The sequence below is a fragment of the Caulobacter flavus genome, assembly GCF_003722335.1.
In the GTDB taxonomy this organism is placed as follows: domain Bacteria; phylum Pseudomonadota; class Alphaproteobacteria; order Caulobacterales; family Caulobacteraceae; genus Caulobacter; species Caulobacter flavus.
The window spans coordinates 5,283,800-5,304,687 of record NZ_CP026100.1 but is presented as its reverse complement, the minus strand read 5'-3'; the positions used below and the strand labels follow the sequence as shown (position 1 = coordinate 5,304,687).

Below are 20,888 nucleotides of genomic sequence, written 5' to 3'. Positions count from 1 at the left end.
TAGGTTCGGGACCGCGGCTGTTCTGTCGCTCGTCGCCTTTCAGGGGGCGCAAGCGCAGTCGCCGCCGCCGGCTTCGGCCTTCGGCCGGCTGCCGGGCGTGCAGTCCGTCGCCATGTCGCCAGCGGGCGACCAGCTGGCCATCCTGGGCGGCGGGCCCGCGGCCCGCACCGTCCGCTTCGCCACCATAGACAAGCCGGGCGAGACGCAGCTGGCGCTCGGCGACGTCCAGACCATGGACGTGCGCTGGGTCGGCGAGGGCTACGTGCTGGTCCGCGCGGCCTACTGGCAGACGGTCGGCCCGCGCAACGCCTACCGTTTCGAGCGCAACGTCGTCGTCGACAACAAGGGCAAGGTCGTCTCGACCCTGCTCGAGGGCGACAATCCCTCGGCCTACGCGCTGAGCCAGCCCGTGCTGGGCGTCGTCGACGGCGAAAAGCCCAAGGCCCTGGTGCTGGGCCTGGACCAGGTGGTCGACAACGGCGAGGGCAGTCTCGGCACCCGCCTCGTCCGCAAGGGAGTGATCAACCCGCTGGTCTGGACCCTGTGGCGCGTGGACGTGGCCAAGGGGCGCGGGGCCGTCGCCGAGCGCGGCACGCCCGACACCAAGCGCTGGAGCGTCGACGCCGACGGCGAGGCGCGCGTGCGCGTCGACGAGGACATCATCAGCCACAAGGTCAGCCTCTATGCCCGGGCCAAGGGCCAGAAGCAGTGGCGGCCGCTGGCCAGCGCCGACCGCGAGGACAGCTACCTGGGCTATTCCGACGCCGAGGACGCGGCCTTCATGATCCGCAAGGGCGCCGACGGCGTCGCGCAGGTGATCCGCATCCGCCTGGCCGGCGGCGAGCCCGAGCCGGTCGGCAAGGCGGTCGCCAACCAGGACGTCGGCCTGCTGCGCGACAGCCACCTGACGACGCCGGTGGCCATCGTCTCCGGCGGCGAGCGCCCGGTCTACGAGTGGCTCGACCCGCAGCTGGCCACGGTGCACGGCGCGCTCTCGCGGGCCTTCAAGGGCCGCGACGTGCTGCTGACCGGCTGGTCGAAGGACCGCACGCGCTTCGTCGCCCGGGTGACCTCGCCGTCCGCGCCGGCGACCTGGTACCTGTTCGACCGGGCCCGCAAGGAGATCTCGCCGCTCGGCGAGGAGTATCCCGAGCTCAAGGACCAGGCGCTGGGCCAGACCCGCTGGCTGACCTACAAGGCGCGCGACGGCCTGGAGATCCCGGCCTACCTGACCCTGCCGCCGAACGCGCCGGCCAGCGGCGGCAAGCTGCCGCTGATCGTCATGCCGCACGGCGGCCCCGCCGTCCGCGATGCGTTCGACTTCGACTGGTGGGCGCAGTTCCTGGCCACCCGGGGCTATGCGGTGCTGCAGCCGCAGTTCCGCGGTTCGGGCGGATTCGGCGACGCCTTCGAGAAGGCGGGCGAGCGCGAATGGGGCGGCAAGATCCAGACCGACCTGCTGGACGGCGTCGCCAGCCTGGCCGCCGACGGCGTGGTCGATCCGGCCCGGGTCTGCATCGTCGGCGCCAGCTTCGGCGGCTATTCGGCCCTGGCCGGCGCGACCCTCAACCCGGACGCCTATCGCTGCGCGGTCTCGGTCAACGGCGTCTCCGACCTGCCCCAGGCCTTGGGCGAGACGGTCACGGCCTACGGCAAGGAGTCCGACTCGTTCCGCTACTGGCGCCAGGTCATGGGCTCGACCGTAGGCGACCCGACCGCCCTGACCTCGATCTCGCCGGCCCGCAGGGTCAGCAAGGCCACGCCGCCGGTGCTGCTGGCCTGGGGCGAGCGCGACACTACCGTGCTGCCGGCCCAGTCCGAGCGCATGCGCGACGCCCTGCAGGCGGCCGGCCGTCCGGTCGAGACGCTCGCCCTGGAGAAGGACGACCACTATCTGACCAACTCGGCCTCCCGCACCCGCGTGCTGGAGGCGACCGAGCAGTTCCTGGCCAAGCACCTGCCGGTCGCTCGCTAGGGGCGGCAGGGAAGGGGGCTAGTCCTTCCTGGCCTTCTTCTGCTGCATCTCGAGCAGGCGCAGTTGCTGGCCCCTGGCGTCGCGTTCGCGGCCCAGGCCGTCCTGCTCCAGGCCCCCGACCATCGGGATGTCCTTGCCGCGTCCCGGACCGTCGCGGCTGCGATGGTCGACGCCCGGGCCCATCGGCGCGTCGCGATAGGCGCGGGCGGCCTCCTGGCGCAGCGACTGGATGTCGAAGTCGCGGCGCTTTCCCGCCTCGATGGGGGCCGCGTATTCGGGCGCCTTGCGTGCGGCCTCGCCCCAGCGCTCGTCGCAGCGCTCGCGTTCGCGGCGGTTGAGGCCAACGGCCTTGTCATTGGCGCAGCCCGTGCCGCTGCCGCGCAGCGCCGCCTTCAGGTCGCCGCCGGGCTGGGCGGCGGGCAGCGGCGCGGGATGCTCGCCGGCGCCGCGGTCGCGTTGTCCGGCCGAGGGCGCGGCGACGAAAGGCGAGGGGGCGATTCCCGAGGGGGCCGGGCGGCGGGCCTCGCGTGGAATCGGCAGCGGGTTGGCGGCCGCGGCCGGGGCCTGCCGGCTCGCCTCTCGCGGAACCTCGCGCGGCGCCTCGCTCATCAGGTCGATGGTCACGGTCGACACCACGTCTTGGTCCGGAAAGACCTCGCGCACGGGCAGGGCCAGCCAGGCCAGCACCGCCAGGTGCACGGCCGCCGACCCGCCCGCCACGGCCCAGAACCGCTTGTCGGGCTTGGTTTCGGCGGGGCGATCCAGCAGAAGGGTTATCGACCGCGCGGCGGCTTCGACCACGAGAGACTCGACGACAAGGGAGGGTTGCAGGCTCAGGCTGTCGACCGCTGATGGCGAAAGCGTGGCCTTGTCGCGGAGCGAGTAAACGTCGCGTTAACCGACGCAGAAGGCGACGATTGACGTGGAGCCCCTTCGCGAGTAGGTTCCGCGCTCTTTTCGAGGTGGGTCTTGCGCCCGTCCTGATGAGCGTCCGTCCCTTAACCGACGGCAGGCCCGCCGGAACGCTTTCCGCGTCCCGGCGAGTTTCGTGTTTATCGGGTCTCCAACCGGAGCCTTGAAGCCGGAAAGAAGAACAACAAGGACCCTGAAGCGCCTCGGCCGAAAGGCACACGCTTCCATCAGAGCAGAGACTTAATGCCTACCGTCAACCAGCTCATCCGCAAGCCGCGCTCTCCGAAGCCGGTCCGGAACAAGGTGCCCGCCCTGAAGGGCTGCCCCCAACGTCGCGGCGTCTGCACCCGCGTCTACACGACGACCCCGAAGAAGCCGAACTCGGCTTTGCGTAAGGTCGCCAAGGTCCGTCTGACCACCGGCATCGAAGCCGTGTGCTACATCCCGGGCGAAGGCCACAACCTGCAGGAGCACTCGGTGGTGCTCATCCGCGGCGGCCGCGTCAAGGACTTGCCCGGCGTCCGTTATCACATCCTGCGCGGCGTCCTCGACACCCAAGGGGTCAAGGATCGTAAGCAGCGTCGTTCGCTCTACGGCGCCAAGCGTCCGAAGTAAGGAAAAAGAAGAATGTCCCGTCGCCGTCGCGCCGAGAAGCGTCAGGTTCTGCCGGATCCGAAGTTCGGGGACCTGATTGTCACGAAGTTCATGAACTACGTGATGTATGAAGGTAAGAAAGCCGTCGCTGAAAACATCATCTACGGCGCCTTCGATATCCTGGAAGCCAAGCGCAAGGACCAAGGTCCGCTTGAAACCTTCCACTCCGCCCTGGACAACGTCGCCCCGGCGATCGAAGTCCGGTCGCGCCGCGTCGGCGGCGCCACCTATCAGGTGCCGGTCGAGGTCCGTCCGGACCGTCGTCGCGCCCTGGCCATCCGTTGGCTGGTGACCGCCGCTCGCAAGCGCGGCGAAAACACCATGACCGAAAAGCTGGCCGGTGAGCTGCTCGACGCTTCGAACAACCGCGGCACCGCGGTGAAGAAGCGCGAAGACACCCACAAGATGGCTGAAGCCAACCGGGCCTTCTCGCACTACCGCTGGTAAGCTTTCTTACCAGCACTCTTTCAGGCGCGGGCGGTTTGCGATAAACCGCCCGCGCCGCACGTTTAAATCCCGGTCGTGTCCGTCAGGGCCGCCCCGTTTCGCAGAGCGATCGCTATGCCCCGCACGCATAAAATCGAAGACTACCGCAACTTCGGCATCATGGCCCACATCGACGCGGGCAAGACGACGACGACCGAGCGGATCCTGTATTACACCGGTAAGTCCCACAAGATCGGCGAAGTCCACGACGGCGCCGCCACCATGGACTGGATGGAGCAGGAGCAGGAACGCGGCATCACCATCACGTCGGCCGCGACGACCGCTTTCTGGAACGACAAGCGCCTCAACATCATCGACACCCCCGGGCACGTCGACTTCACCATCGAAGTCGAGCGCAGCTTGCGCGTCCTCGACGGCGCCGTGACGGTGCTGGACGGCAACGCCGGCGTCGAGCCGCAGACGGAAACCGTCTGGCGCCAGGCCGACAAGTACAAGGTTCCGCGGATCGTGTTCGTCAACAAGATGGACAAGATCGGCGCCGACTTCGACAAGTCGGTCGAGTCGATCCGCGACCGCCTGGGCGCCAAGGCCGTGCCGATCCAATTCCCGATCGGTTCGGAAAGCGCCCTGAAGGGCCTGGTGGACCTGGTCCGCATGAAGGCCGTGGTCTGGGACAACGACGGCCTGGGCGCCTCGTACCGCGACGAAGAAATCCCGGCCGACCTGCTGGACAAGGCCGTGGAAGCCCGCGCCTACCTGGTCGAGAACGCCGTCGAGCTCGATGACGACGCGATGGAAGCCTATCTGGGCGGCGAAGAGCCGTCGGAAGAAACCATCAAGAAGTGCATCCGCAAGGCCGTGCTGACCGGCGCCTTCTACCCGATCCTCTGCGGCTCGGCCTTCAAGAACAAGGGCGTGCAGCCCCTGCTCGACGCCGTCGTCGACTACCTGCCGTCGCCGGTGGACATCCCGCCGACCAAGGGCATCGACTTCAAGACCGAAGAAGAAATCGTTCGCAAGGCCTCGGACGAAGAGCCGCTGTCGGTTCTGGCGTTCAAGATCATGGACGACCCCTTCGTCGGTTCGCTGACCTTCTGCCGCCTGTACTCGGGCAAGATGGAAACCGGCATGAGCCTGCTGAACTCGACGCGCGACAAGCGCGAGCGGGTCGGCCGCATGCTGCTCATGCACTCCAACAACCGCGAAGACATCAAGGAAGCCTACGCCGGCGACATCGTCGCCCTGGCCGGCCTCAAGGAAACCCGCACGGGCGACACCCTGTGCGATCCGCTGAAGTCGCCGGTGATCCTGGAGCGCATGGAATTCCCGGCCCCGGTCATCGAGATCGCCGTCGAGCCCAAGTCGAAGGCCGACCAGGAAAAGCTGGGCGTCGCCCTGCAGAAGCTGGCCGCCGAAGATCCGTCCTTCACCGTCTCGACCGACTTCGAAAGCGGCCAGACGATCCTGAAGGGCATGGGCGAACTGCACCTCGACATCAAGATCGACATCCTGAAGCGCACCTACAAGGTCGAAGCCAACATCGGCGCGCCGCAGGTCGCCTATCGTGAATCGCTGGGCCGCAAGGTCGACATCGACTACACGCACAAGAAGCAGACCGGTGGTACGGGCCAGTTCGCCCGCGTCATGATCACCTTCGAGCCGGGCGAGCCGGGTTCGGGCTTCATCTTCGAAAGCGCCATCGTCGGCGGCGCCGTGCCGAAGGAATACATCCCGGGCGTCCAGAAGGGCCTGGAATCGGTCAAGGACAACGGCCTGCTGGCCGGCTTCCCGCTGATCGACTTCAAGGCGACCCTGACCGACGGCAAGTTCCACGACGTCGACTCGTCGGTTCTGGCCTTCGAAATCGCCGCTCGCGCCGCCTTCAAGGAACTGCGCGAGAAGGGTTCGCCCAAGCTGCTCGAGCCGATCATGAAGGTCGAGGTCGTGACCCCGGAAGAGTACCTGGGTTCGGTCATCGGCGACTTGAACAGCCGTCGCGGCATGATCCAGGGTCAGGACATGCGCGGCAACGCGACTGTCGTGAACGCCTACGTCCCGCTGGCCAACATGTTCGGCTACGTGAACACCCTGCGGGGCATGTCGCAAGGCCGCGCCCAGTTCAGCATGGTCTACGACCACTACGATCCGGTGCCGCAGCACGTCGCCGACGAAGTGATCAAGAAGTACGCCTAAGCTTCTCCCTCGGGAAAAGCCTAGACGCCGGATTGAAAGGGGTTCAAAGGAGCCCCTTTCGCCCCACCCCAGAAGTTCAACCTATTTTGATAAAGGCCCCTCTGGGGTCCTGGAGCTGAGAAGATGGCCAAGGAAAAGTTCGAACGTAACAAGCCGCACTGCAACATCGGCACCATCGGTCACGTCGACCATGGCAAGACGACGCTGACGGCCGCGATCACGATCACGCTGGCGAAGTCGGGCGGCGCGACCGCCAAGAACTACGCCGACATCGACGCCGCGCCGGAAGAAAAGGCCCGCGGCATCACGATCAACACGGCTCACGTCGAGTACGAGACGGCCAACCGTCACTACGCGCACGTCGACTGCCCCGGCCACGCCGACTACGTGAAGAACATGATCACCGGCGCTGCCCAGATGGACGGCGCGATCCTGGTCGTGTCGGCCGCCGACGGCCCGATGCCGCAGACCCGCGAGCACATCCTGCTGGCCCGTCAGGTCGGCGTGCCGGCCCTGGTCGTGTTCATGAACAAGGTCGACATGGTCGACGACGAAGAGCTGCTCGAGCTCGTCGAAATGGAAGTTCGCGAACTGCTGTCGTCCTACCAGTTCCCGGGCGACGACATTCCGATCACCAAGGGTTCGGCCCTGGCCGCGGTCGAAGGCCGTGACGCCAACATCGGCGAAGAGAAGATCCTCGAGCTGATGGCTTCGGTCGACGCCTACATCCCGCAGCCGGAACGCCCAATCGACCAGGCCTTCCTGATGCCGGTCGAAGACGTGTTCTCGATCTCGGGCCGCGGCACCGTGGTCACCGGTCGCGTCGAGCGCGGCATCGTGAAGGTCGGCGAGGAAGTCGAGATCGTCGGCATCCGTCCGGTCCAGAAGACGACCTGCACGGGCGTCGAAATGTTCCGCAAGCTGCTGGACCAAGGTCAGGCCGGCGACAACGTGGGCGTGCTGCTGCGCGGCACCAAGCGTGAAGACGTCGAGCGCGGCCAAGTGCTCTGCAAGCCGGGCTCTATCACCCCGCACACCAAGTTCGTGGCCGAAGCCTACATCCTGACCAAGGAAGAAGGCGGCCGTCACACCCCGTTCTTCACCAACTACCGTCCGCAGTTCTACTTCCGCACGACGGACGTGACCGGGATCATCAAGCTGCGCGAAGGCGTGGAAATGATCATGCCGGGCGACAACGCCGAGCTGGACGTCGAGCTGATCACCCCGATCGCCATGGAAGAGAAGCTGCGCTTCGCCATCCGTGAAGGCGGCCGCACCGTCGGCGCCGGCGTCGTCGCGAAAATCGTCGAGTAATCGACGCTTCTTAGCTTCGGCTGACAAAGCGAAGGCCCCGGAGGGAAACCTCCGGGGCCTTTTCTTTTGATCCTCCCCCTCTGGGGGAGGTGTCGCCGAAGGCGACGGAGGGCGGCGTTCTCAGCTTCCGAGGCGGCGGCCGGTTTCCTACGACTCCCGCCCTCGTACCCCCCAACACCGCCTTCCTCGCCCTTGTGGCGAGGATCCATGGTTCAACCTGCTCAGACCTTTCGAGGCCTGCCCAGATCTGAGCAGCGGCCGGCGTGGGCCCTCGCCACAAGGGCGAGGGAAGCGAACCAAAAGATCCTCCCCCTGGGGAGGCAGCCCAGAGGGCCGGAGGGGCAGCGCCTGCGGCGGCCCCCCTCAGTCGCTCCGCGACAGCTCCCCCAGAGGGGGAGCATCCTGCTGACTAGAGATCCCTCACCCAGAGGGAGCGTCTTACCGCCCTCAGTCCGTGTCCTGCAGCGCCGGATCGGTGGTCGGCGCGGCTGGCGGGGGCGAGCGGTCGTTCAGGGCCGCATCCAGGGCGTCGCGATCCAGGGCCTTGTCCCATCGTGCGACGACGACGGTGGCCACCGCGTTGCCGATGAAGTTGGTGAGCGAGCGGCACTCGCTCATGAAGCGGTCGACGCCGAGGATCAGGGCCATGCCGGCGACGGGGACGCTGGGCACGACCGAGAGGGTGGCGGCCAGGGTGATGAAGCCCGCGCCGGTGACGCCGGCCGCGCCCTTGGACGACAGCATGGCCACGCCCAGCAGGGCCAGCTGGTCGCCCAGCGACAGATGCACGCCGGTGGCCTGGGCGATGAACAGCGCCGCCAGGGTCATGTAGATGTTGGTGCCGTCCAGATTGAACGAATAGCCCAGCGGCACGACCAGGCCCACGACCGGCTTGGCGCAGCCGGCCTTCTCCATCTTCTCCATCAGGCTGGGCAGGGCCGATTCCGACGAGCTGGTGCCCAGCACCAGCAGCAACTCGCTTTTCAGGTAGCGCAGCAGCTTGAGGATCGAGAAGCCGTTGAAGCGGGCCACCGCCCCCAGCACCACCAGCACGAAGATCGCCGAGGTGGCGTAGAAGGTCCCCACCAGGGCGGCCAGGTTGATCACCGAGCCGATGCCGTACTTGCCGATGGTGAAGGCGAAGGCCCCGAAGGCGCCGACCGGGGCGGCCTTCATCAGGATGGCCACCAGCTTGAAGAAGGCGTGGGCCGTGGCTTCCAAGAGGTCGATCACCGGCTGGCCACGGTCGCCGACCAGGGCCAGGGCGATGCCGAAGGTCACCGAGAAGAACAGCACCTGCAGGATCTCGCCCTCGGCGAAGGCTCCGGCCACGGTGGTGGGGATGATGTGCAGCAGGAAGCCGACGATCGTCGTCTCGTGGGCTTTCGCCGCATAGTCGGCGATCTTGTCGCTGTGCAGGCTGGCCGGGTCGACGTTCATGCCCGCGCCCGGCTGGACGACGTTGGCGACGATCAGGCCGACGATCAAAGCCAGCGTCGAGAAGGTGAGGAAGTAGGCGAAGGCCTTCAGCGCCACGCGGCCAAAGCGCCCCAGGTCTCGCATGCCGGCGATGCCGGTGACGACGGTCAGGAAGATCACCGGGGCGATGACCATCTTCACCAGCTTGATGAAGGCGTCGCCCAGCGGCTTCAGGTCGGCCCCGAACCTGGGCCAGAAGTGGCCGATCAGGGCCCCGGCCACGATCGCGACCAGCACCTGCACGTAAAGATGCGTGTACCACGGCCCCTGGCGAGGCGGCGCTCCACCGGCGGCGGTCGTCTGCGGGATCATCGGGCGGCCTCCCGGCCGTCGCCGTCGATCCCGACGTCATTGCGGCCACGCTCCAGATTTCGCCGCCTCGCGATGCGGGGCAAGCGTTTTCAGGGCGTGGCTGGACGGGCGCTACGACTTGGGCTTCTTGGCCTTCACGCCGGGCCAGGCGGCGGCGTACTCCTCGGCGGTCAGCTTGCGCATCGTCTGGACCCGATAGCTGCGCGACGAGCCGGTGACCTCGGGCACGACGACCGAAGCGTCGAGCGGCGAGCAGATCCACGAGCCGCCGCGCGACTTGATGCCGATGCGGGTGGAGACGTCGAGGTCGAAGGGCGTGTTCAGCAGGGTCAGCTGAAAGCCTTCCTTGCGGCCCAGGTCGACGTTCAGCGTGCGGTCGTCGACGACCTGGTAGCCGCGGATCTGGTCGGCGAAGAAGCAGCGGTCGGCGGTGCTGGTCTTGGCCTTCGGGGCCGGGGTTTCGGCCAGGACCGGCGAGGCGAGGGCAGCGGCGAGGCCGAAGGCGATGAGGGCGGTACGGTGCATGTCGAAGGCCTCCTGATCGGACCAGCCTCCACCATAGCGCGACAGCGTCGCGGCTGTATTTCGGTTTGTGAGCCGATTGCGACGAAATCAGGCGGCCTGGCGCGACAGGTCCTCGATCCAGGCGTCGAGGTCGGCCACGGCGCGGCGGACGCTGGCGCGCAGACGCTCCAGCGGCGCGGCCAGCGGCCGCTGGTCGAGGCAGGCGGTCTCCAGCTCTGCGGCCGCGCGCGACAGGCGCATGAAGCCGAGGATCCCGGCCGAGCCGGCCAGGCGGTGGGCGTCCTCGCGCAGGGCCTCGGGGGTCTCGTCGAGGAAGCGTTCGACCAGTTGCTGGCGCAGCATGCCGGCCAGGCGGGCGATCCGCGCCGCGCCCATGGCGGCGGCCAGGGCGTCCCGGGCCGCGGCCTCGTCGTCGGCCGCGTCGGACGGCGCGGCGACGGCTGCGGCGTTGGCCAGATGCAGGGCCAGGGCCTGGTCGAGATCGCGCTCGCCGAGCGGCTTCAGCAGATGGCCGACCATGCCGGCGTCCAGGCAGGCGGCGATCTGCTGGGGCGCGCCGCTGGCGGTCAGGGCCACGATCGGAGCGGCGGTCAGGCCGCGCCGGCGGATCTCGCGGGTGGCGGTCAGGCCGTCGACCACAGGCATGTGCACGTCCATCAGGACGAGGTCGAAGGCTGCGCGCTCGAGCGCCTTGACCGCCTGGGCGCCGTCGTCGGCCGTCTCGACCACGCAGCCGCGGCGGCCCAGAAGCTCGCTGAACAGTTCGCGGTTCAGTTCGACGTCGTCGACCAGCAGGATCCGGCGGCCGGGGAAGGCGGCGCGGCCGGAGGCCTCGACGGGCGCGACGGCGGTCGGGGCCTGGGCCAGGGGGAGGGTGATCTCGAACGCGAAGGTCGAGCCTTCGCCCAGCTGGCTCTCCACCCAGATGCGGCCGTCCATCAGCTCGACCAGCTCGCGCGAGATGGCAAGGCCCAGGCCCGTGCCGCCGAAGGTGCGGGTGATCGAGCTGTCGGTCTGGGAGAAGCGCTTGAACAGCCGGTCGATCTTGTCCGGCGCGATGCCGACGCCCTGGTCGACGACGCTGATCCGCAAGCTGGCGTGGCCCTCGGTCCGGGCCAGGATCTCGACCTGGGTGGTCACCGCGCCGTGGCGGGTGAACTTCACGGCGTTGGACAGGAGGTTGAGCAGGATCTGGCGCAGCCGGTGACGGTCGCCGACGTACCAGCCGTCGAGGTCCCCTACCATGCGCAGGTCGACCTGGTGCTCGTCGGCCTGCGGCTCGACCATGGCCGTGGTCTCGACCAGCATCTCCTTGAGGGCGAAGGGGGCGCTTTCGAGGGTGACGGCGCGGGCCTCGAGCTTGGAGAAGTCGAGGATGTCGTTGATCAGGGCGTTGAGGGCCTCGCCGGCCCCGCGCACCCGCTCGGCCCGGCGACGATCCTCGGCGGCCAGGTTGGGGCTTTCGGCCAGCAGGCGCGAAAAGCCGATCACCCCGTTCAGGGGCGTGCGCAGCTCGTGGCTCATATTGGCCAGGAACTCGGCCTTGGCGTGGTTGGCTTCCTCGGCTGCGTCTCGGGCCGAGGCCAGCTGGGTGGCCATGGCCGCCAGCTGCAGGGTCTGGTGCTCCAGGGCCTCCTGGGCCTCGACGCGAGCCGTCTGGTCCTGCACCTGGGCGATGAAGTGCTTGGGCGCGCCGTCGGGCGCGCGGACCAGCGACACCGACAGGTGCACCCAGACGATGCGGCCTTCCTTGTGGATGTAGCGCTTGTCCATGCCGTAGCTGGCGATCTCGCCGGCCAGCAGCTGGCCCAGCAGGGCCAGGTCCTTGTCGAGGTCGGCGGGGTAGGTGATCGTCTGGAAGTCGGTCACCAGCATCTCGGCCTCGTCGTAGCCGACGATGTCGCAGAAGGCGGCGTTGATCTTGTTGAAGGCCCCGTCCAGCGTGACCAGGGCCATGCCCACCGAGGCGTGGTGGAAGGCGGTCTCGAACTCCTCCATCTGCGCCTTGCGGGCGCTGATGTCGTGCATCAGGGCGGTGAACTGCCAGCCGTCGGCGCTGCGGGCTGCGCTGATCGCCAGTTCGACCGGAAAGGTCTCGCCATTGCGCCGCCGGGCCGAGATCTCGATCCTCTGGTCGAGCACCGCGCCGCGCCCGGTGGCCAGGAAGCGGGTGAGGCCGTCGTCGTGCGCGGCGCGCATCTCGGGCGGGATGATCAGGTCGGAGAGCCTGCGGCCCTGGGCCTCGCCGGCCGTCCAGCCGAAGGTGCGTTCGGCGAAGCGGTTCCAGTCGGTGACCACGCCGGCTTCGTCCATGGTGACGATGGCCTGGTAGGCGTCGGCGATCACCCGGCGGGCGCGGGCCTCGCTGGCCTCCAGCTTGCGGCGCAGGGCGCGTTCGTCGGTGATGTCGCGCAGCACCCCGAAGACGGCGATGACGCGGCCGTCCTCGTCGAGCTCGCAGGTGGCGCGCGAATGACCCTGGCGGACCGAGCCGTCGGCGCGCAGCAGCCGCAGTTCGTGCTCGAGGACCGCGCGCTCGACGACCACCTCGCGGGCCCTGGCCGCGGCCGCGGCCCGGTCGTCGGGGTGGTACATCTCCAGCCAGTTCTCGAAGGTCGGCGTGAAGGTCGCCGGATCGCGGCCGTAGATCCGATAGACCTCGTCCGACCAGGTGATGGTCTGGTTGACCAGATCGCAGCGCCAGTGCCCGACGCCCGAGATCGCCTCGGTCATCGCCAGCATGCGGCGCTGCTCGACCATCTGCCGCTCGGCCCGGCCCTTCTCCATCCGCGCGACCACGGCGTCGGCCAGCATGCGCAGGCGATCCAGGTCGTCCTCGGAGGGGCGGGGGCGCGGGGCGGTGTCGATGACGCAGAGCGTGCCCAGGTTGTGGCCGTCGCGGTCGCTGAGCACGGCGCCGGCGTAGAAGCGGATGTCGGGGGCGCCGGTGACCAGCGGGTTGGCGGCGAAGCGCGGGTCGGCGGCGGCGTTCTCGACCACCATGACCGAGTGCGGCTCCTGGCGCAGGGCGTGGGCGCAGAAGGCCATTTCGCGCGGGGTGGATGCGGCGGCCAGTCCGTATCGCGACTTGAACCATTGCCGATGCTCGTCGACCAGCGAGATCAGGGCGATGGGCGCGTCGAACAGTTCGGCGGCGAAGTCGGTCAGCCGGTCGAACGCCGGCTCGGGAGCCGTGTCGAGGATGCGGTAGGAGGCCAGGGCCGCCAGGCGATCATTTTCGAGCATGTTCAGAGCGCCGCTATCTCAGGTCGATAGGGTGACCCGATACGCCTTCACATCTACTGAACGCCGGTATCCGCGCGCTGCGGCCTATTGAAGCAGAGATCGCAGGCGCCAACGAAAACGCGCCCCTTCCGGTGGAAGAGGCGCGTGATCGGGCGTTCGAAGAAGAGGTTGGAGCCGGCCTCAGGCGGGCTCGTCGTCCACCATCGCCTTGACCAGGTCGACTACGCGCCGGCGCAGGCGACGGTCGTTGAGGCGGGGGAACAGGTCGGCCAGTTCCAGGCCTTCGGGCGTGGCCACGAACTGGGTCATGCGCTGGGCGACGCCGTCGTCCTCGCCGTTGTCGGTCTCTTCCAGGCCGTCGAAGAAGTACGACACCGGCGACTGCAGCAGGCGGGCCGCGTCGTAGAGCTTGCTGGCGCTGATGCGATTGGCGCCGCGCTCGTACTTCTGGATCTGCTGGAAGGTGATGCCCAGGGCGTCGGCGAGCTGCGTCTGGCTCAAGCCGAGCACCTTGCGCCGAATCCGCATGCGGGCGCCGACATAGATGTCGACGGGGTGAGCGACTTCGGCGGTGGGCTTCTGGGTCATGATGATCTCGTCCTCGGCTCCGGTCGGACCGTAGCGGTGCACGTGGCGCGGTTGTTTATGGTCGAGAATAGACCGCTGATCGTATTCCGTCACCTTGCCTCGACGTCGCATGTCGCGAACACGACACAAATGCCGCAACCTTGCGTCGGTCCGTCGACAGAAAGGCATTCGGGCTTGACCTTTGGGCCGCCGAGCGGTGTCTGCCGCCCATGATTTTGCAGTCAGGCGCGCGCGTCGCGGTCGCCGGAGCCGGCGCTTTCGGCTCGGCGACGGCGCTGATTCTCTCGCGATTCGGATTCGTGGTGACGGTGTTCGACCCCGCGCCGCCCGGCGAGAACGCCTCGGGCGTTGCCGCGGGCATGCTGGCGCCGGTCGCCGAGGCGGTGTTCGACAAGGTCTCGCGCGGTCACCTGCCGGTGCTGCGCCGGGCGCGCGAGCGCTGGACGACCTTCGCCGCCGATCTCGGCGTCGCGATCGATCGCGGCGGTCTCGCCATCGAGGGCGACGAGGCCTTCCTGGCGGAAGTCGAGGCGGCTCTGGTCGAGGCGGGCGCCGAGTTCTCGCGCACGTCGACGGGCCTGTTCAGCGACGAGGACTGGCGGCTCGACGCCCGCCAGGCGCTGGCGACCCTGCGCGAGGCGGCGATCGCCGCCGGCGCGGTGTTCGACGCCCGGGGCGTGAGCAAGTTCTCCGAGGGCCGCGCGACCCTGGACGACGGCGAGGTCGCGGCCTTCGACGCCCTGGTCGTGGCCACGGGCGGCGGCGGGCGAGGGCTGGCGCCCGAACTGGCCGCGCTGACGCCGATCAAGGGGCAGATCCTGCGACTGACGACGCCGATGGCCGGGGGGGCGGTGCTGCGTGGCAAGGGCGTCTACATCGCGCCCGGGCCCCGCCCGGCCGTCGGCGCGACGATGGAGACGGGGCGCGACGACCGCGAGCCGGACGCGACCGTGGTCGAGCCGCTTCGCGTCGCCGCCGAGCGCCTGCGGCCGGAACTGGCCGGAGCGGTCGCCGAGATCGAGGTCGGAGTGCGGGCTTCCACCGCCGACGGCCTGCCGCTGGTCGGGCCGAGCCGCGTTCCGGGCGTGATCCTGGCGGCTGGCGCGCGGCGCAACGGCTGGCTGCTCGCTCCGCTTGTGGCCGGCATGGTCGCGGCGTATCTGACGGACGCCGATCCCGGAGAGGACGCGGCCGCCTTCGATCCGCAACGTTTCGAGGGTTAGATAAAGAACGACAGAGCGCAGGGAAGGGACGACATGGCCGGTTTCTGGCTGACCGACGAGCAGGAAGCGATCCGCGAAGGCGTGGCCAAGGTGTGCGCCGCCTTCGACGACGAGTACTGGCGTCGGACCGACGAGACCGGAAACTTCCCCGAGGAATTCGTCGCCGCCATAGCCGAAGGCGGCTGGCTGGGCGTGGCCATGCCTGAGAGCGTCGGCGGGGCGGGCCTTGGCCTGACCGAGGCCGCCGTGATGATGCAGACCGTGGCCCAGTCGGGCGCGGGTTTCTCCGGGGCCTCGGCCATCCACCTCAACATCTTCGGCCCCATGCCGCTGGTGAAGTTCGGGACCGACGCACAGCGCGAGCGCCTGCTGCCGCGCATCATCTCCGGCGAGGACAAGATGTGCTTCGCCGTCACCGAGCCCAATTCGGGCCTCGACACCTCCAGCCTGGAGACCCGGGCCGAGAAGGTCGACGGCGGCTATCGCCTGAACGGCCGCAAGATCTGGACGACCGGCGCCCAGCGGGCCAACAAGATCCTGATCATCGCTCGCACCACGCCGAAGGACCAGTGCGCCAAGCCGACCGGCGGGCTGTCGCTGTTCTATACCGACCGCGAGCAGATCGAGGCCAAGCCGATCCCGAAGATGGGCCGCAAGGCCGTCGAGTGTAACATGCTCTTCATCGAGGACCTGTTCGTGCCCCAGGAGGACCTGGTGGGCGAGGAGGGCAAGGGCTTCCAGTACCTGCTGCACGGCCTGAACCCCGAACGGGTGCTGTTCGCGGTGGAGGCCATCGGCCTGGGCCGCGCGGCGCTGGCCAAGGCCTCGACCTACGCCAAGGAGCGCGTGGTGTTCGGACGCCCGATCGGCCAGAACCAGGGCGTGGCCCATCCGTTGGCCAAGTCGTGGGCGGAACTGGAAGCGGCCAACCTGATGGCCTTCAAGGCCGCCGCCCTCTACGACGCCGGCAAGGAATGCGGGGCCGAGGCCAATGCGGCGAAGTACCTGGGCGCCGAAGCCGGCTTCACGGCCTGCGAGGCCTCGGTCTTGGCCCACGGCGGAATGGGCTACGCCAAGGAATACGACGTCGAGCGCTATTTCCGCGAGGCGATGATCGCCCGCATCGCGCCGGTCAGCCGCGAGATGATCCTCAACTTCATCGCCGAGCGCGTGCTGGGCTTGCCCAAGAGCTACTGAAAACCCCGACGCCCGCTCCCAAGATACGCAGGGAGCGGGCGCCGGCGACCACTGGAGTCCACCTCGACTCCAGCTTGGCGTTCGGAACGCGGCGGCCGAAACAGCGAACACTTTCGGCCGCCATGCTCCTATTCGGCGGCGTTGAAGCGGATGGGGATCCTAACCTGCGCGCCGTCGACCGCCTGGCCGTTCTCGAGTTGCGGCTTCATCTTGAAGAACCGCGACAATTTCAGAGCCGCATTGCCGAACCCTTCGCTGGCCGGGCTCTCGTCGACCACCATGCAGTTCTGCACCGTGCCCTTGGCCGTGACCGCGCAGTTCAGCGTCGCCCCGCCCGAAACCCCGCGTCGCTGGGCGCTTTCGGGATAGTAGCGCGACATGTCGTCGGCGCTGGGCATCTTCAGCCAGCTCGCCCGGGTGATGACCCGGGGTGATGGGGCCGGAGGCGAGGGCGGGGCCGGCGGCGTGTCGGTCAGGGTCACGGGCTCGCTCGGCTTGAACGGACCGGGATCCTTGGGGATCGGCGTCACCAGGGGTTCGGTCTGGGTCTGCGTGGTCGGAACCGGCTGGCGCACCGGCAAGGGGTTCGAAGGCTTGGGCGGCGTCAGTTCCGCCTTCTGCGGCGGGGGAGGCGGCGGCGGCTTGGGAGGCGTCCACAGCGGCGCGATCAGGGTCGGCGTGGGCTCCACCCGCTCGGGCAGACCGCCGTACTTCTGCACCGCCACATAGGCCAGGACCGCCACATGGGCCGCGCCGGAGATCGCCAGGGCGAACACCAGGCCCTTGGAGAGCTTGCGCTTCTCGTCGCGGTCCAGGCCGGCGATGCGCGGGTTGAAGTCGGCGGGTTGGGCGATCATGGCGACCTCCGTGAAGCGGCGTCGATCGGTGTCGACGTCTTCACGCTGTCACGGAAAATGACGCTCGTAAACAGATAAAATGACGTTCGTAAAATCTATGTCGCTCGACGGGCTTCCGGCAGCAGGTCGGCGAGGTCGCTCCACGTCAGGACGGGGTGATGGCGAACCGTGCGCATCAAGCCGGCCAACCATCTCCAGGCGGCTTCGTCGTGGTCGAGGTGGTGCGTGAGGAGGCCGATCGGCGCGTCCCAGGTTCCGGCCTTGCGGCGTCTGGCCAGTTGCCGCCGCAGCTGCGAGGCCAGGCGGCCCGCGCCCCGGAAGCGCGGCGTGGGGTTCCAGCGCAGCAGGTCCAGATGGGTGTCGACCCTGGGAGGCGTCGCCTTGGGCGCGACCTGGGCCCAGGCGCTCCAGCCGACATAGCGCTCGCTGGCCAGGGCGTCGGTCAGGCGCGGATGGATGGCGTTCCAGGGCGGGGTGAACAGCTTCAGCGCGCCGGGCAGGGGAGCAAGCCTCGTCCACCCTTCGCGCAGGGCCGCGGCGATCTGTTCGGCGGTATGTTCGGGCGGAAACTCGAAGGCCCCGCCGCCGGCGCTGCGGTCCACATGGTCGGCGCCGTGCTGCACGACCCGCACGCCGCGCACGCTGGCCAGGCGTTTCGCGAGGTCGGCGCGGTCGCTGTCCGGAATGACCGCCAGGGTCAGGGGCGCATCGAAGGCCAGGGCATGAGCCAGCAGGCGTTCCAGGGCCGGGCCCGGCGCGCGGGCGTCGTCGTCGCGCCACCACAGGCGGGCGCGACGGCCGGCGGCGCGCCAGCGCGCCAGCTCCCAGGACAGCAGAAGCGTCTGAACCATCAGGCCAGCGGTGAGGTCGAGGCCACGGCCTCGGCGCAGACCGCCGTCGGGTCCTGGGCCATCGAGGCCGATCCGCGCACTTCCAGCTGCATGCGCAGGACCGACAGCAGCGGATAGATCGCCGCCATCAGGGCGATCAGGAAGCCCCAGCCGCCTTCGCGCCAGCCCTGGCGGGAGACGTAGCACTTGTAGAAGCGCCGCACGCCGCGGAAGGCGTTGCGGCCCAGGCCCGGCCACTCGCCGTTCTCGGCCAGATCCCGCGCGCGCAGCTCGGTGTAGCGGTCGAGGCGGCGCAGCATGTCGGAGATGTTGTCGTCAACCTCGTGGCGGATCGGGGCGCGCAACGAAGGCCCGGCTTCGCCGACGAACTTCACCGACGGGTGGACGCGTTGGGTTCCCCAGCTCTTGACGCCGCGACGAAAGAGGCGGGCCACCGAGGTGGTGCCGAACGAGCCGCCCCAGCCGTACTTCACCAGCCGGGCGCCGATGTAGTTGTCGACGGGGATCTGCCGCCAGTCGCCCTGGCCGGCCTCGACGGCGTCGCGCACCTCGGCGGCGAGCTGGGGGCTGACATATTCGTCGGCGTCGATCTCCAGGATCCAGTCGCCGGTGGCCGCGGCCGCGCCCGCAGCGCGACGCGGGCCTTCCAGCGGGAAGGCGCCTTCGACCGTTACGGCGCCGAAATGCTTGGCGATCGCCGCCGAACCGTCGGTGCAGCGGTCCAGAACCACCACCAGTTCGTCGACGAAAGCCAGGCGCGACAGGCATTCGGCCAGTCGGGCTTCCTCGTTGTGTACGCAGATCAAGGCCGAGAGTCTGGCCATCGTTTCCCCCGAAAGTTGGCGCGCGGTAACATTGTTGCGTTCTCGAAACAATATTTCTCGCACAAATCGGGCAAGCTTCAGCGTGGCAGTTTGTCGCGGACGGCCGCGAGGGGAGGGGCGACTTGTCGCGGCTCGGTCCGGCGAACGCGGGAACGTGGTTAAGGCGGCATTAACCACGCTCGTTCAGACATTGAGACCATGGCCGTCCAATCCATCCGCAACGTCGTCGAGTCGGCGATCCAGCGCGCGTCGAACGCGACTGGTGTCGACTTCACGTTCCTGATGGGCACCGCCAAGCGCGAGAGCGGCTACAATCCGGCCGCCAAGGCGCGGACCTCCTCGGCCTCCGGCCTGTTTCAGTTCGTCGACCAGACCTGGCTGTCCACGCTGAAGAAGCACGGCGCCAAGTACGGCTACGCCCGCTACGCCGACCTTATCCAGCAAGGCTCGGACGGCAAGTACCGCGTCCCCGGCGACGAGGCCCGCAAGGCCGTGCTGGGCCTGAAGCTCGACCCTCACGCCGCTTCGCTGATGGCTGGCGAACTGGCGTCGGACCATGCTTCCTACCTGCGTGGCCGCGTGGGACGCAGCCCGACCTCGGGCGAGCTCTACGCCGCCCACTTCCTGGGGCCGCAGGGCTCGGCCCGCCTTATCGAGGCGGCCAACCGCAATCCCGGCGCCAGCGCGGCCTCGATGTTCCCCGAAGCCGCGGCCGCCAACCGCTCGATCTTCTATCGCGACGGCCGCGCCGCCACCGTGGGCGAGGTCTACGCCAACCTGACCAAGAGCGCCGGCGGTAGCGGCGGCGCGCCCACCGTCCGCGAGCGCGAGCCGCAGAGCGACGAGGGCTTCCTGCAGTACGCCTCGGGCCGGCGGCTCGACCGCATCGACCAGCAGAAGGCCGTGGTCGACCTCGTCCTGCGCGGCTCGCAGGGCTATGGCGGCGCCTTCAGCGCGGCCCGGTCGGACGACGGCGGCGGCGTCAGCCGCGTGGCCAACAGCCTGTTCTCGGCCGAGATGCTGCGCATGCTGTCGGACGCCAACGCCGGTTCGGCCGGCGGCAAGGCGCGCTAAGGCCTCAGGGCCTCGATCTCTTCCGGCGAATAGCCCAGTTCGGCCAGCACGGCGGCCGTGTCCGCGCCCAGCGACGGGGCGGGCGCGCGCGGCCGCTCCTCGATGCCTGGGAAGCGGGCCGGCGCGGCCGGCGAGCGGCGGCCGTCCAGCGTTTCGACGAAGCAGCCGGCGGCATGGGCCTGCGGATCCTCGACAAGGTCGCGCGGCGTCTGCCAGGGCGCCCAGGTGATGTCGCCGGCGTCGAGGGCGGCGGCGGCGGTCGCGTAGTCCATGGCGCCGAAGGCCGCGTCGAGAATGTCGACCAGCGCCGCGGTGTTCTCGCGCCGGGCGCGGGCGCCCGAGAAGCGCGGATCGTCGACCAGTTCGGGCCGGCCGACGGCGGCGGCGATCCGGGGCCAGTCGGTCGCGCCCTGGCGGGCCAGCAGGCAGATCCAGCGGCCGTCCTTCGTCTGAAAGAAGTTGGCCAGCGGTTGCACGGCCTCGCGCCGGGGACGGGTGGAGGCCAGCTTGCCGAAGTGCAGCTGGATGGCGAGGTCGGAGCCTATCGCATAGGCGCCGGTCCGCAGCAGCGAGGTCTCGACCAGTCGCCCGACGCCGGTGCGATGGCGCTCGTGCACGGCCGCCAGGATCGCCGAGACCGTGGCCAGCGAGGTGACGTGGTCGCCCATGCCGGTGCGGATCGGAAAGGGCTCGGCGCCCTTGGGCGCGGTCAGGGCCCCGACCCCGGCGCGCGACCAGAAGGCGGCCACGTCCATGCCCGGCTTGTCGGCGTCGGGGCCGGTGAGGCCGTAGCCGGTCAGGCTGCAGTAGATCAGGCGCGGGAAGGCCGTCCGCAGGGTTTCATGATCGAGGCCCGCGCGGCGCAGGGCGGCGGGGCGGACGTTGGTCAGGAAGATGTCGGCCGTGGCCACGAGGCGCTTGAGGGCCTCGGCGCCTCCGGGCGCGCGGATGTCGAGGACGATCCCGCGCTTGCCGCGGTTGTCGAGCTCGAAGATCGGGTTGGCGGCGTGGTCCGAGCCGATGGTCTCGAAGAAGCGGCGCATCGGATCGCCCTCGGGCGACTCGACCTTGATCACCTCGGCGCCCCAGTCGGCCATGATCCCGGCCGCGCCGGGGGCGGCGATGTAGGTGGCCAGCTCGACGACCTTCAGGTCCCGCAGCATCCGCTTCCTCCGCTTTCTTGTCGTTGCGGGAAGGATGGGGCGGGCAGGATGGGC

17 protein-coding genes are annotated in these 20,888 nt (G+C 69.0%); 8 read left to right on the top strand and 9 right to left on the bottom strand.

The features are described 5' to 3' along the window. The first annotated feature begins 97 nt into the window (after positions 1-97). Positions 98-1,975 carry an alpha/beta hydrolase family protein gene (locus C1707_RS24260; protein ID WP_145998378.1) on the top strand — a complete coding sequence of 626 codons (1,878 nt, stop codon included), beginning with the start codon at positions 98-100 and terminating at the stop codon, positions 1,973-1,975. A gap of 18 nt (positions 1,976-1,993) precedes the next feature. On the opposite strand, the gene C1707_RS24255 is transcribed toward C1707_RS24260, so the two are convergent. Continuing rightward, positions 1,994-2,776 (bottom strand): hypothetical protein, encoded by a 783-nt coding sequence (locus C1707_RS24255; protein ID WP_240633811.1) that lies wholly within the window; start codon positions 2,774-2,776, stop codon positions 1,994-1,996. Positions 2,777-3,130: 354 nt separating this feature from the next. On the opposite strand from C1707_RS24255, the gene rpsL reads away from it, so the two are divergent. From rpsL to tuf, 4 genes are all read left to right on the top strand, one after another. Beyond that, positions 3,131-3,502 (top strand): 30S ribosomal protein S12, encoded by a 372-nt coding sequence (rpsL, locus tag C1707_RS24245; RefSeq protein WP_058350131.1) that lies wholly within the window; start codon positions 3,131-3,133, stop codon positions 3,500-3,502. Between the two features lie 12 nt (positions 3,503-3,514). After that, positions 3,515-3,988: a 30S ribosomal protein S7 gene (rpsG, locus tag C1707_RS24240; RefSeq protein WP_058350130.1), complete on the top strand. Its 474-nt coding sequence runs from the start codon at positions 3,515-3,517 to the stop codon at positions 3,986-3,988. Positions 3,989-4,102: 114 nt separating this feature from the next. Beyond that, entirely contained in the window at positions 4,103-6,181 is a 2,079-nt protein-coding gene (fusA, locus tag C1707_RS24235) for an elongation factor G (RefSeq protein ID WP_101713301.1), read from the top strand. Positions 6,182-6,304: 123 nt separating this feature from the next. Further along, entirely contained in the window at positions 6,305-7,495 is a 1,191-nt protein-coding gene (gene tuf, locus C1707_RS24230; protein ID WP_058346798.1) for an elongation factor Tu, read from the top strand. A 447-nt stretch (positions 7,496-7,942) separates the two neighbouring features. On the opposite strand, the gene C1707_RS24225 is transcribed toward tuf, so the two are convergent. From C1707_RS24225 to C1707_RS24210, 4 genes are all read right to left on the bottom strand, one after another. Next, the gene (locus tag C1707_RS24225; RefSeq protein WP_123170804.1) at positions 7,943-9,286 is read right to left on the bottom strand and encodes a dicarboxylate/amino acid:cation symporter; all 1,344 of its coding nucleotides are present in this window, start codon (positions 9,284-9,286) and stop codon (positions 7,943-7,945) included. A gap of 111 nt (positions 9,287-9,397) precedes the next feature. After that, the gene (locus C1707_RS24220) at positions 9,398-9,811 is read right to left on the bottom strand and encodes a DUF6491 family protein (protein ID WP_101713628.1); all 414 of its coding nucleotides are present in this window, start codon (positions 9,809-9,811) and stop codon (positions 9,398-9,400) included. 87 nt (positions 9,812-9,898) lie between these two features. Beyond that, on the bottom strand, positions 9,899-13,057 hold the full coding sequence (locus C1707_RS24215; protein ID WP_101713629.1) for a GAF domain-containing hybrid sensor histidine kinase/response regulator: 3,159 nt from the start codon (positions 13,055-13,057) through the stop codon (positions 9,899-9,901). 180 nt (positions 13,058-13,237) lie between these two features. Beyond that, complete coding sequence (locus tag C1707_RS24210) at positions 13,238-13,645, bottom strand: helix-turn-helix domain-containing protein (RefSeq protein ID WP_058350643.1); 408 nt, start codon at positions 13,643-13,645, stop codon at positions 13,238-13,240. A gap of 209 nt (positions 13,646-13,854) precedes the next feature. On the opposite strand from C1707_RS24210, the gene C1707_RS24205 reads away from it, so the two are divergent. Next, the gene (locus tag C1707_RS24205) at positions 13,855-14,868 is read left to right on the top strand and encodes an NAD(P)/FAD-dependent oxidoreductase (RefSeq protein ID WP_101713630.1); all 1,014 of its coding nucleotides are present in this window, start codon (positions 13,855-13,857) and stop codon (positions 14,866-14,868) included. A gap of 33 nt (positions 14,869-14,901) precedes the next feature. Then, positions 14,902-16,065, top strand: a complete 1,164-nt coding sequence (locus C1707_RS24200) for an acyl-CoA dehydrogenase family protein (RefSeq protein ID WP_101713631.1) — start codon at positions 14,902-14,904, stop codon at positions 16,063-16,065. 128 nt (positions 16,066-16,193) lie between these two features. On the opposite strand, the gene C1707_RS24195 is transcribed toward C1707_RS24200, so the two are convergent. From C1707_RS24195 to C1707_RS24185, 3 genes are all read right to left on the bottom strand, one after another. Then, the gene (locus tag C1707_RS24195; protein WP_101713632.1) at positions 16,194-16,922 is read right to left on the bottom strand and encodes an energy transducer TonB; all 729 of its coding nucleotides are present in this window, start codon (positions 16,920-16,922) and stop codon (positions 16,194-16,196) included. Positions 16,923-17,017: 95 nt separating this feature from the next. Further along, positions 17,018-17,773: a polysaccharide deacetylase family protein gene (locus C1707_RS24190; protein ID WP_101713633.1), complete on the bottom strand. Its 756-nt coding sequence runs from the start codon at positions 17,771-17,773 to the stop codon at positions 17,018-17,020. Next, on the bottom strand, positions 17,773-18,597 hold the full coding sequence (locus tag C1707_RS24185) for a glycosyltransferase family 2 protein (protein WP_101713634.1): 825 nt from the start codon (positions 18,595-18,597) through the stop codon (positions 17,773-17,775). The genes C1707_RS24190 and C1707_RS24185 overlap by 1 nt, the downstream gene beginning before the upstream one ends. A 198-nt stretch (positions 18,598-18,795) precedes the next feature. Here C1707_RS24185 and C1707_RS24180 point away from each other — a divergent pair, with 198 nt between their 5' ends. Further along, a complete protein-coding gene (locus C1707_RS24180; protein WP_101713635.1) occupies positions 18,796-19,671 on the top strand; it encodes a lytic transglycosylase domain-containing protein in 876 nt (291 codons plus the stop codon). On the opposite strand, the gene C1707_RS24175 is transcribed toward C1707_RS24180, so the two are convergent. Further along, on the bottom strand, positions 19,668-20,834 hold the full coding sequence (locus C1707_RS24175) for a CaiB/BaiF CoA transferase family protein (RefSeq protein ID WP_101713636.1): 1,167 nt from the start codon (positions 20,832-20,834) through the stop codon (positions 19,668-19,670). The genes C1707_RS24180 and C1707_RS24175 overlap by 4 nt on opposite strands. Positions 20,835-20,888 lie beyond the last annotated feature (54 nt).

Excerpts from the sequence above, each read along its gene's own strand:
- rpsL (WP_058350131.1), top strand. The coding sequence starts at position 3,131 with ATGCCTACCGTCAACCAGCTCATCCGCAAGCCGCGCTCTCCGAAGCCG.
- rpsG (WP_058350130.1), top strand. The coding sequence starts at position 3,515 with ATGTCCCGTCGCCGTCGCGCCGAGAAGCGTCAGGTTCTGCCGGATCCG.
- fusA (WP_101713301.1), top strand. The coding sequence starts at position 4,103 with ATGCCCCGCACGCATAAAATCGAAGACTACCGCAACTTCGGCATCATG.
- tuf (WP_058346798.1), top strand. The coding sequence starts at position 6,305 with ATGGCCAAGGAAAAGTTCGAACGTAACAAGCCGCACTGCAACATCGGC.
- C1707_RS24225 (WP_123170804.1), bottom strand. The coding sequence starts at position 9,286 with ATGATCCCGCAGACGACCGCCGCCGGTGGAGCGCCGCCTCGCCAGGGG.
- C1707_RS24220 (WP_101713628.1), bottom strand. The coding sequence starts at position 9,811 with ATGCACCGTACCGCCCTCATCGCCTTCGGCCTCGCCGCTGCCCTCGCC.
- C1707_RS24215 (WP_101713629.1), bottom strand. The coding sequence starts at position 13,057 with ATGCTCGAAAATGATCGCCTGGCGGCCCTGGCCTCCTACCGCATCCTC.
- C1707_RS24210 (WP_058350643.1), bottom strand. The coding sequence starts at position 13,645 with ATGACCCAGAAGCCCACCGCCGAAGTCGCTCACCCCGTCGACATCTAT.
- C1707_RS24205 (WP_101713630.1), top strand. The coding sequence starts at position 13,855 with ATGATTTTGCAGTCAGGCGCGCGCGTCGCGGTCGCCGGAGCCGGCGCT.
- C1707_RS24200 (WP_101713631.1), top strand. The coding sequence starts at position 14,902 with ATGGCCGGTTTCTGGCTGACCGACGAGCAGGAAGCGATCCGCGAAGGC.
- C1707_RS24195 (WP_101713632.1), bottom strand. The coding sequence starts at position 16,922 with ATGATCGCCCAACCCGCCGACTTCAACCCGCGCATCGCCGGCCTGGAC.
- C1707_RS24190 (WP_101713633.1), bottom strand. The coding sequence starts at position 17,773 with ATGGTTCAGACGCTTCTGCTGTCCTGGGAGCTGGCGCGCTGGCGCGCC.
- C1707_RS24185 (WP_101713634.1), bottom strand. The coding sequence starts at position 18,597 with ATGGCCAGACTCTCGGCCTTGATCTGCGTACACAACGAGGAAGCCCGA.
- C1707_RS24180 (WP_101713635.1), top strand. The coding sequence starts at position 18,796 with ATGGCCGTCCAATCCATCCGCAACGTCGTCGAGTCGGCGATCCAGCGC.
- C1707_RS24175 (WP_101713636.1), bottom strand. The coding sequence starts at position 20,834 with ATGCTGCGGGACCTGAAGGTCGTCGAGCTGGCCACCTACATCGCCGCC.